We start from the raw sequence: 256 nt of genomic DNA, 5'->3' as shown, positions 1-256 counted from the left end.
CACGCACATGACTTAGCCGATTATGAAAGTTTCATAAATAATGAGTTTTTTGCCGGAAAACCACTGGCGGAATGCATATCTGAAATACAGCGAATCTATTGCCATGATGCACGCCCATGGATCATAGGCTACAGCGGCGGGAAAGACTCCTCTGCTGTCACCACTTTGGTTTACCTAGCCCTGTTGGGGTTGCCGCCAGAGTTGAGAACTAAAGATGTATTCATTGTAACTTCCGACACTCTCGTAGAAACTCCAG

General features: G+C 46.1%; 1 pseudogene. It reads left to right on the top strand.

From position 1 onward, the window contains the following. Positions 1-256, top strand: a pseudogene (locus tag SB719_RS21285) (DNA phosphorothioation system sulfurtransferase DndC); the annotation flags it as partial.

Origin of the sequence: Pantoea sp. SIMBA_079 (assembly GCF_046940275.1) — a bacterium.
Lineage (GTDB): Bacteria > Pseudomonadota > Gammaproteobacteria > Enterobacterales > Enterobacteriaceae > Pantoea > Pantoea borealis.
The sequence above is the reverse complement of the archived record's forward strand: the minus strand, read 5'-3'. Positions and strand labels throughout refer to the sequence as shown.